The sequence below is a fragment of the Nocardiopsis oceani genome (genome assembly GCF_054777395.1).
Window position 1 is genome coordinate 97,959 of sequence record NZ_BAAHAR010000007.1, and the last position, 12,742, is coordinate 110,700.

Sequence of the window (12,742 nt, forward strand, 5' to 3'; positions counted from 1 at the left end):
AGGGAGCAGGAGACGGATGACCACGCGTGCGACCCCCGCCGAACCCCCACCCGGCACAGCCAAGGCCCTGCGTTCCCGCACCCTGCGCCGCCACCGCGGCCGGGTCGGTTCCGGGGTCGTCCTCCTCTCCCTCCACCAAGCGTGCGAGGCGCTCGTCCCCGTGGCGATCGGCCTCACCATCGACCTCGCCGTCTCCACGGGTGACTTCACCGCCCTGCTGTGGTGCGTGTCCGGGTTCGCCCTGCTGTTCACCGTCCTGGCCAGCGCCTACCGCTTCGGTGCCCGCCTCACTCTGGGCGCCGTCGAACGCGAGGCCCACCTGCTGCGCCTGGAGTCGGCCCGCCGCGTCCTCCACCCCCGGGGTGAACGCAGCGGCCTGCGCTCCGGCGAGGTCCTGGCCGTCGCCACCTCCGACGCCGAACAGGCCGCCAGCTACGCCCGTGCCTGGGCCGTCGGCATCGCCCAGGTCACCGCCATCACCGTGACGACGGTCGTCCTGCTCTCCATCAACGTCCCCCTCGGCGTCGGGGTGCTCCTCGGCGTCCCGCTGATGCTGCTCCTGTTGCGCGTGCCCGCGGCGCGCATCACCCGCCGCACCGAGGCCAAGCAGGCCACCGCCGCCCGCGCCACCGCCATGGCCACCGACCTGGTCAGCGGTCTGCGCGTGCTCATGGGTATCGGTGCCCGACGCAACGCCGCCCTGCGCTACCGGGACGTCAGCGACCGCGCCCTGACTGCCTCCGTCGGTGCCGCCGCCACCAACGGCCTCTACAAGGGACTGGTCACCGCCGCCGGTGCCGTCTTCCTGGCCTGCGTGGCCGGAACCGCCGGGTGGATGGCCCTCCAAGGGCACATCACCATCGGCGAGCTCGTGATCGTGGTCGGCCTGGCCCAGTTCCTCTCTGAACCCGTCCAAGCGCTCGGCATGGTCGGACAGATGTTCGCCGTCGCCCGCGCATCCGCCCAGCGCCTGGTCCGCCTCCTCAACGCCCCCGACGCGGTCACGACCACCGGCGGCCGGATACTGCCCGGTGTCCTGCCCGACGTCCCGCACGCCGTGGAGCTCGAGGGCGTCACCCACCGCACGCTCGGCGGTGTCGACCTGACGGTGGCCCAGGGCGAGTTCGTCGGTGTGCTGACCACTGACCCGCGCGACGCCGAGGCCCTGATCGACGTCCTCGCCGGGCGATCAGAGGGGGCTGGCGGTACCGTCCGCGTGGGCGGGATCCCCGTGGCCGAGCTCGACCTCACCGCACTGCGGGGTGCCGTGCTGGTGGAGGAGCACGGCAGCGTCCTGTTCGAGGGCACCCTCCACTCCAACCTGCACACCGATCCCGCCCGCGTGGCCGACGAGTCCGCGCTCCGGGCCGCCCTGGCCGCGGCTGCCGCCGAGGACCTGGTCACCGGTCACCCCGACGGGCTCGACCGCCCGGTCACCGACCGTGCCGCCAACCTCTCCGGCGGCCAGCGCCAGAGGGTGGCCCTGGCCCGCGCCTTGGTCGTTGACCCGCCCGTGCTGGTTCTGCACGACCCCACCACCGCCGTCGACGCCGTCACCGAAGAGGCCATCGCCCAGGGCACGGCCGCCCTGCGCGCCGAGCGCTCCCCCCTTGGTGCCACACTCGTCATCGCGAACAGCCCGGCCCTGCTGGCCCGCGCCGACCGAGTGGTGGTTCTGCGCGAAGGCAGGGTGCACGCCCTGGGCACCCACGCACGACTGGCCGAGGACGACCCCCACTACCGCGAGGCGGTGCTGCGTTGAGCACGGAAGCCCCTGTCCAGGACCGGCCTGAGGAGCCCGGTAGGCCGCGGAGCGGCCCCGACCTCCTGCCCACGGCCACCGCCAAACGGACCTGGGCCGTCCTGGGCGACGGTGTCCGCTCCACACCCTGGGCCACGGCCCTCGCCCTGGCCACCGTCCTCGCGGGCAGCGCCGTCGGCCTCGTGGCCCCCTGGGTCCTCGGGCAGATGGTCGACGACATCTCCGACGGATCGGGCCTGGACGCCATCCTTCGCTCGGCCGCGATCATCGCCGGGGCCGCGGTGGTGGGAGGTGTCCTGGTCGGGCTCGGTGCCTGGCAGGTCAGCCGGGTCGGTGAGACCATCCTGGCCCGGCTGCGTGAACGCGTGATGGAACGCGTCCTGCACATGCACGCCGCGCGCCTGGAGAAGGTGCGGATCGGTGACCTGCTCTCGCGGGTCGGCGACGACGTCGCCGTGGTCGGCAACGCCATCGCCCGCAACGGCCCCGAGGTGGTCACCGCCCTGGCCGTCGTCGTGCTCACCACCGCCGGAATGTCCGCCCTGGACTGGCGCCTGGGCCTGGCCGGACTGGCCGCCCTGCCTTTCTACGTCTGGGCGGTGCGCTGGTACATGCCCAAGTCGGGCCCCTACTACGCGCGCGAGCGCGTCGCCATGGGCGAGCGCTCCCACGCCCTGATGGGTGCCCTGCGCGGCCGCGACACCGTGCGCGCCTACCGGCTGGAGGAGGAGCACGAGCAGCGCATCGCCGACCGCTCCCGCACCGCGATGCACCTCACCCTCGACGTGTTCCGCCTGTTCACGAGGCTCGGCGCGCGCATGAACGGCTCGGAGTTCGTGGGTCTGGGCGCCGTGCTGGTCGTGGGCTTCTTCCTGGTCCGCGACGACATCGCCACCGTCGGGATGGTCACCGCGGCCGCCCTGTACTTCCACCGGCTCTTCGGGCCGCTCGGCTTCCTGGTGATGAACTTCAACGACGTACAGCAGGCCGGGGCGAGCCTGGCCCGCCTGGCCGGGGTCGTCGACCTGCCCGTCGCCGAGGACCCGGACGCGGAGGAGGGCCCGGCCGGTTCCTCCCTGCGGGTGGAGGCGGTCAGCCACACCTACGGGCCGGGGACCCCCAAGGCCCTGGACCGGGTGTCCCTCAAAGTCGCCCCGGGGGAGCGGGTGGCGCTCGTGGGTGCCAGCGGCGCGGGCAAGACCACCCTCGCCGCCGTCATCGCGGGTCTGCGCACCCCCACCGCAGGGACGGTGTTCCTCGGCGGGATCCCCCTCGACGAACTCGGCGAGCAGCGCGTGCGCGAGCACGTCTTCCTGGTCAGCCAGGAGACCCACGTGTTCGCCGGAACCCTCCTCGACGACCTGCGCCTGGCCCGCGCCGGTGCCGCACGCGAGGAGACCGAGGCGGCCCTGGAGACCGTGGGCGCGCTCGACTGGGTGCGTGCTCTGCCCGAGGGGCTGGACACCGTCGTCGGCGAGGGCGGCCACGCACTCACCGCCGAACAGGCCCAGCACCTGGCCCTGGTCCGCCTGGTCCTGGCCGACCCCGACCTCGCCGTACTCGACGAGGCCACCGCGGAAGCGGGCAGCTCCGGCGCCCGCCGCTTGGAGGAAGCCGCGGCTGCCGCCACCAAGGGCCGCACCACCCTGGTGGTCGCGCACCGCCTCACCCAGGCCCAGGCCGCCGACCGGGTGGTCCTCATGGACCGGGGCGGGATCGTCGAGGAGGGCACCCACGAGGAGCTCGTCGCCCGGGAGGGACGGTACGCCCGCCTCTGGCGCAGCTGGCAGGGCTGACTCAGAGGGCTGACCGAAGGCGTCCGGCTCTGTCACCGTCGGGCTCGTACGGCCTCACATCCGGGACCTCGGCACGTCGACCTCGCAGCCCGGCACGAACGGGTCGAAGCCGTGCTCGACCAGCCAGCAGGCTTCGCAACGACCACCACGCGCGGATCACGTCGAGGTCGACGTCGGTGCCGTAGCCGGCGACGACGTCGCCAAGGTGCTCTTCGTGTCCGAATGTCAGGATGGCGAGATCGAACAGGGCATCGCCCTGGCAAGCCTCGGACCAGTCGATCACGCCGGTGATGTCGTCACCGTCGACGAATACGTGGGTGAGTTTCAGGTCACCGTGTGTGAATGACGGTGTCCAGTGCCTGAGCGCAGCCTCGGCGACGCACCGGTTGCGTACGACAACGTCGGGGGGAAGGACGCCATTCTTGACGAGCCAGTCGCATTCGCGGGCGAGGTTCGAGGTCAGATCGTCGAGGCTCGGACCGGGCCATGGCGGCAGGGGCGCGCCGTTCAGCTTCCGTGGGGCGGCGCCCGCAGCAGCCCACGCCGCCGATGACGCGTCCGACGGCTCGCCGAGTCGACCGAGTGCCGCCCTTGGGAGGGCGGCGAGCGCGAGCACCGGCGGCTTATGCCACAGGACCTCGGGAGTCGGGACCGGTGCCACGGCCATCGCCCCGACCTCCACATCGGTGCGCCTCTGACCAGGGTCGATCTTGAGGTACACGTCACCGACGCGCAGGGTCGCGCGCTCGCGATGGGCAACGACGACCTCGACCTCTTCCACGTCGCCATGATCGCGGAGACGACCAACGACGTCGCCGGGTTTATCACGTGCGCTTACGCGGTTGACCGCGCTCCCGGTGCCCTTCGGGGTGTAGTCGGCGGTGTCGCGTCGCACACCGGTCGGTATTCCTCCGTCAGAGCGGCATCGTCTAGTATGCAACTAGTATCTATGTTGTATCTATGGTGGGAGGGCGCATGGGCGAGAGCGGTTTCGGTGTGCCGGGGGCCATGGTCGGCGCGGCACTGACACCCGAGTCCGCCGCGGGGCGGGCCTACACCCTCGTCCGGAACCGGATCCTCGACGGGGAGGTCGAGGACGGGAGCATGCTCAGCGAGGGGCAGGTCGCCGCTGAACTGGGCATGAGCAGGACGCCTGTGCGCGAAGCCTTCCTCCAGCTCCAAGCCGAGGGCTGGATGCGCCTCTATCCGAAACGCGGAGCCATGGTGCGGCCGGTCCCGCCGCACGAGTTCCGGGAGGTGCTCGAAGCCCGCCAACTCATCGAGTCCGCCGCGGTGCGCACCGTGTGCTCGTCCTCCGGCGGTGCCGACCGGCTGGTCCTGCGCCTGCGCGAGGTGATCGGCCAACAGCGGCGCGCCTGGGACGCGGACGACCTCGCCACCTTCACCAGGGCCGATGTCGAGTTCCACCGCGAAGTGGTCGCCGCGGGCGGAAACTCGGTCCTCCAAGGCTTCTACCAGCTGCTCCAGGACCGGCACCGGCGCATGACCACGCAGTCGATCAGCGCCGACAGCGCGCGGGCCGAGCGGGTGATCGAACAGCACACCCGGCTCGCGGCCCTCATCGAGGAGGGGGACGCCGAGGGCTTCGCCCGCGCCACCTCCGAGCACCTGAGCGACATCCACGGACCCGGCGTGTGACCCGTCCGACCCCGTCGGGCCCCTGAAGGCCCGGGTACCCGCCACCCGCCCAACACCCGCTGAGGAAGTCACTGCCATGGCCACCGCCACGACCACCAGACCGCCGCGCCCACCGAGGCACGGCGCGGAATCCCGGACGCCGCGGCGCCGGGGCCTGCCTGCCTGGTGGGGTGCCTGCGGGCTGCTCTTCGCGGTCGCCTGGGGCGGTAACCAGTTCACCCCGCTCCTCGTCATGTACCGCCTGGACAGCGGTATGAGCACCCAGATCGTCAACATACTGCTCGGCGCCTACGTCCTGGGTATCGTGCCCGCGCTGCTGGTCGGCGGGCCGCTGTCCGACCGGTACGGGCGCCGACCCCTCATGATCCCCGCCCCGCTCCTCTGCGTGGCCGGAGGCGCCCTGCTCGCCCTCGGCTCGGATTCGGTCGCCCTGCTTTTCGCCGGGCGCGTTTTCTCGGGTCTCGCGCTCGGTCTGGCGATGGCCGTGGGCGCCAGCTGGGTCAAGGAGCTCTCTCAAGCGCCGTTCGACCCCGGGGCATGGGCGGGGGCCGGGGCCAGCCGCGCCTCCCTCTCCCTGACCCTCGGTTTCCTCCTCGGTGCCGTGGTCGCGGCCGCCACCGCCCAGTTCGCCCCGATGCCCGCCGTGCTGCCTTACGCCGTGAACATCGCGATCACCCTCCTCCTCGCGGCCGCCGCGCTCCGGGTCCCGGAGACACTGCGAAAGGCGTCCGGCAAGCGGCGGCTCAGGGACGACCTGAGGGTTCCGGCGGTCGGACACCGGCGCTTCTTCCTGGTGGTCGTGCCCATGGCGCCGTGGGTGTTCGGCACGGCGGCGAGCGCCTACGCCGTCCTGCCCAACCTGCTCGCCCACCGGGTGCCCGGCTACGAGGTCGGCTTCTCCGGCCTGATGTGCCTGGTGGCGCTGGCCTTCGGCGTTCTGAGCCAGCAGGTCGCCAAGCGCGTCGACAGCCCCCACTCCTCGCGCGCGGTCGCCGTCGCCCTGGGCGCCACCGCCGGGGGCATGGCCCTCGCCGTGTGGGCGGCCACCGTCCTCAGCGTCCCAGCCGCACTGGTCGCCGCGGCGGTACTGGGCTCCGCCTACGGGCTGCTGCTGGTCTCCGGACTCCAGGAGACCCAGCGCATCGCGGGCCCGGACGGCTTGGCCGGGCTCACCGCCGTCTACTACTCCCTCACCTACCTGGGGTTCTTCGTCCCGGCCGTGCTGGCGGCACTGGCCCCCTGGTTCGGCTACCCGGCCATGTTCGCGGTCGGCGCGGCGCTCGCGCTGCTGTGCGTGCTCGTCGTCGCGGTGTGCTGGCGCCGCCACCTGCCCGCCGCCGAAGGCAGGTGACGGCGGAGCTGACCCCGTTTCCGCCTCAGTTCCCGTACTCGGCACGGATACGGTCGGCGAAGCGGGCGAAGTCGGCCCCGTGCAGGAACGCGGACTTCATGGTGCCCGGGTCCGCGATCCCCTGACCGGCGATGTCGAAGGCGGTTCCGTGGTCCACCGAGGTGCGCAGGATCGGTAGCCCGACGGTGACCGAGATGGTGCCGTCGAAGTCGAAGGTCTTGGCCGCGATGTGGCCCTGGTCGTGGTACTGCGACAGGACCCCGTCGAAGCGGCCCTGGAGGAGCTGGTGGAAGACCGAGTCGGCGGGCACCGGGCCGTGCACGTCCGCGCCCCGCTCGCGCACGTCCTGCACAGCCGGGGTGATGTGAACGATCTCCTCGTCGCCGAAGGCGCCGTTCTCCCCGCCGTGCGGGTTGGCGGCGGCGACGGCGAGGCTGGGCTCGTCCTCGCCGAACACCCGCAGCGCGGTCAGCGCCTCGTCGATACACCGGACCTGCTGCTCCTGGCTGATCTGGTCGAGGGCCCGGCGCAGCGACACGTGCCGGGTGGCGAAGAAGATCTTCTTGCCGCGCACCACGAACATGGTGTTCTGGCTGGTGACACCGGTGAGTGCACCGAGCATCTCGGTGTGTCCGAGGTGTTCGCTGCCCGCCGCCCAGATGGCTTCCTTGTTGATCGGACCGGTGACGATCCCGGAGACCTCACCGGCCATCGCGGCGCGGGCGGCGACCTCGATGGCCCGCACCGCCGCGGTGCCCGCCCGCTCGTGGACCTCGCCCCAGGGGAGTTCCGTGTCGCCGAGGACCCCGATGTCGAGGCAGTCGATCACACCCTCCCGCTCGGGCGGGAGGTCGTCCCACGCGGCGACGGAGCGGATCTCGACCTCGAGCCCGCACAGGTGCGCGGCTCTGGCCAGCACGGACGGATCGGCCACCACCACTCCGCGCGCGGGCGCCCCGGTACCGGCCTCCGCGAGCGTGCGCACGGTGATCTCCGGTCCGATGCCGACCGGATCGCCCACGGTCACGGCCAGGATCGGGCGTTCTGTCATGTCGGGGTTCCTCCTTGTCGGGGGCGGGGTGCCTCTGAGTGGTGCCCCGCCGGGTACGAGTCCGGTGTGCCCGCCGTGTCCGGGTAGGGCACGGCGGGGCGGTCGCGGCCCAAGGCCGCGGGGACGGTGCGCGCCTTGGCCCGAACGGCCTCGCGCAACCAGGTCAGGCACTCCAGAACGGTGTTGTCGGCGCCGACGAGACCGCCCTTGGTGACCACGGCGGTGCCGTCGAGCGGCCCTCCGGCCAGGTGGCCGTGGACGGCCAGCGGAACCACCTCGCCGCTCACCTCGAAGGCGTGCGCACCGAGTGCGTCGAGGACGGCCGTGGTCACGTCGCCGCCGCTGGTGTACAGGCCGCCGGGCCGGACGGGTGAGGCCAGTGCCGCCTCGGAGACCAGGGCCGCCAACCGCTGGGGCAGTGCGCGCTTGGCCTCCAGAGGCAGGTCGACCACGTCGTGGGCGGCGGAGGCGGTGCGTACCACCACGGTCTCCGGGAAGATCGCCCGCGCCAGCTGCTCGGCGACCCGGTCCCGCAGCAGGTCCGCGTCGTCGGCTCCGCCTTCGCCGAGCGCACGGGCGTCCACGTCCACGAACCGCACGCCGCCCGCCCGGTCGACCGCGTCGAGCTGGCGCCGGGTGAGGGAGGTCGCGCTGCCCACCACCGCCAGCAGGGGACCGGCCCTGACCGTCTCGCCCCCGGACAGGCCGAGGGCCTCGGCCAGTAGGGCACCGCAGGGTCCGGGATCAGCGGTCACCCACACGGTCCCGTCGCGCCGCCGCACCTCCGCGGCGGCTCGTGCGAGGTCGCCCAGGTGCTGTTCGGTGAGGGCGTCGCACAGCACCACGGGTTCGGTCCCCGCGGCGAGGCGGTCGGCGAGGCCGGGCCCGGTCACCTCGCCGATACTCACCCGGCGCACCCCCAGCCGGCTCTGCCGGGCGACGATGTCGGTGACGACGCTGCTGTCGGCGGGCGTGAGCGGGTCGAGGGCGAGCTCGGTCCGCTCCAAGGGCACCCCGTCCAGGAGCTGGAGGCCGTTTACGGTCACGCGGCCGGACTCGGGGAAGGCCGGAGCGAACAGGACCCGGACCCGGGTTGCGGCCGGGATCCGCTCGCGGACCGTGCGCCACGCGGCCTCCAGCTCCGCGCCGATATTGCCACGCAGCGTGGTGTCGGTCCGTTTGACCACCAGCGGGACCGGCGGAACCGAAGCCACGACCCGGGCCACCAGCTCGGCCGCCCGCGCGGCCGGAAGGTGCCGACTGTTCAGGTCGACGACCACCACGTCGTAGTCCTCGGCCGCGCGGGCCGCGCGTTCGGGCCCCACCGTGGCGACGCGCAGACCCGACCGGGCGAACCGGGCCCCGGTGGCGTTCGCCCCGGTGAGGTCGTCCGCGACGACGAGTATCCGGGCCATGCCAGACCTCCTGTTCCATCCCAGAACGGGCGCCTATCCCAGAACCAGCGCCGCGACACCCAGCAGCGGGAGGCTGCACAACCAGAGCGTCGTGGTCATTCCGCTCCACATCTTCATGGCGGGCATCCCGGACAGGCCGGTGAACCGCGTAACCACCCAGAAGTAGGAGTCGCTGACATAGGAGAAGATGAAGGAGCCCGAGCAGGCGGCCAGAACGGCCAGCGCCGGGTCGATCCCGCCCGCGCCCGCCAGGGGCGCACTGAGGGTGGCCGCGGTGATGATGGCGACGGTCCCCGAACCCTGGGCGAGGCGCACGAAGGTGGCGATGAGGAACGGCACCAGCACCAGGGGCACCGGCCACCCGGCGACGGCATCGGCCAGGGCGTCTCCGACCCCGGACTCCTGCAGCACCGCGCCGAACGCGCCGCCCGCACCGGTGACGAAGACGATCATGCCCGCGGAGGAGGCCGCCACTGTCAGCCAGCCGACGACGGTGCTGCGCGGGGTTCCAGCCGGGGGGAGCAGGTACACGGCGATGATCAGTCCGATCCCCAGCGCGACGGGCGGCGCGCCGATGAAGGCGAACACCTCGGCCGTCTGAGTACCGGGGAGCGCCGCCTCGCTCACGGTCTGGCCGATGATGAGGGCCAGCGGCAGCAGGAGCGGGACGAGCGCGCGCAGTGCGCTGATCGGCGGGTCCGGGGGCTCTTCGGTGATCGGGCGTCCGTCCGCGGTCCGCGGTACCTCCGCGTCGGCGGTCCCGCCGCCACCCGCCTTGACCAGGGTGGGATCGAGGTGGCGCTCCAACCGGCGCCCGACCACGCGGGAGTAGACCACCACGACCGGCAGCAGGAACAGGGAGAAGATCGAACCCGCGATCACGACCGTGCCCATGTCGGCTCCGAGAAGCCCGACCGCGGCCAGCGGTCCCGGTGTCGGCGGCACCATGTGGTGGGTGACCGACAGGCCCCCGGCCAGGGCGAGGGAGACTACGACCAGCGGCTTCCCGTAGCGCCGGGCCAGCGACTTGGCCAGCGGGTGCAGGATGACGAACCCGGAGTCGCAGAAGACGGGGACGGAGACGACAGCGCCGGTGGAGGTCATCGCGACGTCCTCGCGGCCCTTCCCGGCCATGCGGACGAACATCTTGGCCAGGGCGTCCGCGCCGCCGCTCTCCTCCAGGACCTTGCCGATCATCACACCCATCACGATGACGATGCCGATCCCCGCCAGGGTGCTACCGAAGCCCTCGGTGAGGTGTTCGATCAGCTCCACCGGAGGCATGCCGGCGACGGTTCCGGTGACTAGGGCGCCGACCAACAGACCGACGAAGGCGTCGAGGCGGCTCCACAGGATGAGCGCGACGGCGGCGCCCACGCCCAGGAGCAGCGCCGCGAGCAGGTGCGGTTCCATACGGTTCCCCTTTCTGGGGGCGGGCCTCGGCCCTTTCGAGGGCTCAGACCCGTTCGGGGGGTGAGTGGGGCGGGGCGACGACGAGCTGGGTGCAGCGCGGGTCGGCCTCGAGGGCCCGGCGGGCGGCACCGCTGAGCCCGTCGTCGGTGATGAGGGTGTAGGGGCCGGGGAGCACGGCCCAGTGGGCCTCGGTGTCGGCGCCGACCTTGCTGGAGTCCGCCACGACCACGGTGTGCCGGGCCGCGCGGGCCTGGAGCTCCTTGACCGCGGCCAGTTCGGGACTGGGGCAGTTGATCCCGCGCCCGGGGACCAGGCCGTCGGCGCCGAGGAAGGCGAGGTCGGCGTTGATCCGTTCCAGGACGCCGCGGGTGTACTCGCCGACCAAGGCGCCCCGGCGGTGCCGGACGCGGCCGCCGACCAGGATCAGTTCGATCCCCTCGGCGTCGAACAGGACCGACATGGGACCGGTACCGGTGGTCAGCACGGTGGGGCCGGAACGGGCGGAGAGCCGCTCGGCCACGAGGGTGGTGGTGCTGCCCGCGTCGAGGATGACCGTGTGGTCGTCCTCGACCATCGCGGCGGCGTGTTCGGCGATGCGCCGCTTCTCCTGGGTGTGCTGCCGCCCCTTCTGCACCCAGGACAGCTCGGCGGCCGGGGCCAGGACCGCGCCGCCGTGGGTGCGCACCACCTTTCCGGCCTGTTCGAGTTCGGTGAGGCCGCGCCGCACGGTCGACGGGCTGACCCCCAGCTCCTGCGCGAGGTCGTCCACGCGCTGGACCCCGTCGGTCACCGCGTCCAGGAGCTTCTGGTGGCGCACCCGGCCTCCTTGCTGCTCATTTCGATCAAGTGATTCTGGTCACCATGAATGAAATGGGCAGCAAGCGCAAGGGGTGTTCCTGGATCTGCTTGAAATGAGCAAGCAGGGGTTGTCTCACTCCTGTGCGACGTGGTTCTGGACCCAGTCCAGGAGGGGGAGGAGGAGCGCGGTCACCTCATCGCCGCTGGTCGTCAGGGAGTACTCGACGTGGGGCGGCACCACCGGTTGGGCCTCGCGGGCCACGAGGCCGTCCGACTCCAGGGTGCGCAGGGTCTGGACGAGCATCTTCTCGCTGATCCCGTCGATCCCGTGGCGCAGGTCGCTCCAGCGGTGCGGCCCCCCGGAGAGGGCGACCAGGACGAGGACCCCCCACTTGCTCGTGATGTCGCGCAGCAGGGTGCGGGAGGGGCAGTCCGCCGGAAGGTACCGGCCGTCCAGGGGCGGCGGGCCGAGCGCGATGGGCTTCTCTCTGGCTTCCATTCTCCTAACTTACCAAAAGGTGTGTACCCCACTGATGGAATGTTCGGATGACCGGGCCGGTTGCCACCGGGGGACGGCCGGGAACGGAACCCGGCCGCGAGTCGAAAGGAACCTCCATGTCCGTCGTCGTCACCGGTGCCACCGGCCATCTGGGCCGCCTCGTCGTCGAGAGCCTCCTGGACCGGGGCTATCCGGCCGGGGACATCACCGCCACCGGGCGCAACACCGCCAAGATCGCCGATCTGGCGGACCTGGGCGTCACCGTCGCCCGAGCCGACTTCGCGGACCCGGACTCACTGCGCAAAGCCTTCAAGGGCGCCGAGGCCGTACTGCTGGTCTCGGGGGCCGAGCTCGGCAAGCGGGTGGAACAGCACCGCAACGCCATCGAGGCCGCCAAAGAGGTCGGGGTCGGCCACCTCGTCTACACCAGCGCGCCCAAGGCGGCCGACACCACGCTGATCCTGGCCCCGGAACACAAGGCCACGGAGGAGGTGCTCGCCGCTTCCGGCCTGACCCACACCGTCCTGCGCAACGGCTGGTACAACGAGATCGCGGAGCAGGCGCTCCAGCAGGCCCGCGAGCACGGATCCTTCGTCGGCAGCGCGGGGGAGGGGCGGACCGCCAGCGCCTCCCGCAAGGACCTTGCCGAGGCCGCGGCCGTGGTGCTGACCGATCCCGCCCCGCACGCCGGTGCCGTGTACGAGCTCACCGGCGACACCGCCTGGACCAACGAGGACTTGGCCGGGTACATCGGCGAGGTCCTGGGCCGCGACATCGCGTACCGGAACCTGGGCCCGGAGGAGCACCGAGCCGTGCTGACCGACGCCGGGCTGGACCAGGGCACCGTCGACTTCGTCGTCGGCATCGACGGCAACGTGCGGGACGGAGAACTGTCGCATGTCTCCGACACCCTGCCCAAGCTGATCGGCCGTCCCACCACCCCGGTGGTCGAGACCCTGCGCTCCCTCGCCTGACCCAGCGCCACCGGGCCGCCCGCA

General features: G+C 72.3%; 11 protein-coding genes. 5 read left to right on the top strand and 6 right to left on the bottom strand.

Annotated elements, in window-relative coordinates; translation table 11 throughout:
- Positions 1-16 precede the first annotated feature (16 nt).
- A complete protein-coding gene (locus tag ACYVDG_RS05540; RefSeq protein ID WP_460747232.1) occupies positions 17-1,762 on the top strand; it encodes an ABC transporter ATP-binding protein in 1,746 nt (581 codons plus the stop codon).
- Complete coding sequence (locus ACYVDG_RS05545; RefSeq protein ID WP_460747233.1) at positions 1,759-3,558, top strand: ABC transporter ATP-binding protein; 1,800 nt, start codon at positions 1,759-1,761, stop codon at positions 3,556-3,558. Before ACYVDG_RS05540 ends, ACYVDG_RS05545 begins: the two co-directional genes overlap by 4 nt.
- Position 3,559: 1 nt before the next feature.
- On the opposite strand, the gene ACYVDG_RS05550 is transcribed toward ACYVDG_RS05545, so the two are convergent.
- Positions 3,560-4,453 carry a phosphotransferase gene (locus tag ACYVDG_RS05550; protein ID WP_460747234.1) on the bottom strand — a complete coding sequence of 298 codons (894 nt, stop codon included), beginning with the start codon at positions 4,451-4,453 and terminating at the stop codon, positions 3,560-3,562.
- Positions 4,454-4,533: 80 nt separating this feature from the next.
- On the opposite strand from ACYVDG_RS05550, the gene ACYVDG_RS05555 reads away from it, so the two are divergent.
- Positions 4,534-5,217 (top strand): GntR family transcriptional regulator, encoded by a 684-nt coding sequence (locus ACYVDG_RS05555; protein ID WP_460747235.1) that lies wholly within the window; start codon positions 4,534-4,536, stop codon positions 5,215-5,217.
- 76 nt (positions 5,218-5,293) lie between these two features.
- Positions 5,294-6,568 (top strand): MFS transporter, encoded by a 1,275-nt coding sequence (locus ACYVDG_RS05560; RefSeq protein ID WP_460747236.1) that lies wholly within the window; start codon positions 5,294-5,296, stop codon positions 6,566-6,568.
- Positions 6,569-6,593: 25 nt separating this feature from the next.
- Here ACYVDG_RS05560 and pdxA read toward each other — a convergent pair whose 3' ends face one another.
- The 5 genes from pdxA to ACYVDG_RS05585 all read right to left on the bottom strand — a co-directional run bounded on the left by pdxA (position 6,594) and on the right by ACYVDG_RS05585 (position 11,744).
- Positions 6,594-7,619 (bottom strand): 4-hydroxythreonine-4-phosphate dehydrogenase PdxA, encoded by a 1,026-nt coding sequence (gene pdxA, locus ACYVDG_RS05565; protein ID WP_460747237.1) that lies wholly within the window; start codon positions 7,617-7,619, stop codon positions 6,594-6,596.
- A complete protein-coding gene (locus ACYVDG_RS05570; RefSeq protein WP_460747238.1) occupies positions 7,616-9,034 on the bottom strand; it encodes a four-carbon acid sugar kinase family protein in 1,419 nt (472 codons plus the stop codon). The genes pdxA and ACYVDG_RS05570 overlap by 4 nt, the downstream gene beginning before the upstream one ends.
- Positions 9,035-9,067: 33 nt before the next feature.
- On the bottom strand, positions 9,068-10,447 hold the full coding sequence (locus tag ACYVDG_RS05575) for a GntP family permease (RefSeq protein ID WP_460747239.1): 1,380 nt from the start codon (positions 10,445-10,447) through the stop codon (positions 9,068-9,070).
- A 43-nt stretch (positions 10,448-10,490) separates the two neighbouring features.
- On the bottom strand, positions 10,491-11,264 hold the full coding sequence (locus ACYVDG_RS05580) for a DeoR/GlpR family DNA-binding transcription regulator (protein WP_460747241.1): 774 nt from the start codon (positions 11,262-11,264) through the stop codon (positions 10,491-10,493).
- Between the two features lie 114 nt (positions 11,265-11,378).
- The gene (locus tag ACYVDG_RS05585) at positions 11,379-11,744 is read right to left on the bottom strand and encodes a winged helix-turn-helix transcriptional regulator (protein WP_460747243.1); all 366 of its coding nucleotides are present in this window, start codon (positions 11,742-11,744) and stop codon (positions 11,379-11,381) included.
- 116 nt (positions 11,745-11,860) lie between these two features.
- Between ACYVDG_RS05585 and ACYVDG_RS05590 the strand changes: the two genes are divergently transcribed.
- A complete protein-coding gene (locus ACYVDG_RS05590; protein ID WP_460747244.1) occupies positions 11,861-12,718 on the top strand; it encodes an SDR family oxidoreductase in 858 nt (285 codons plus the stop codon).
- The last annotated feature ends 24 nt before the right edge of the window (positions 12,719-12,742 follow it).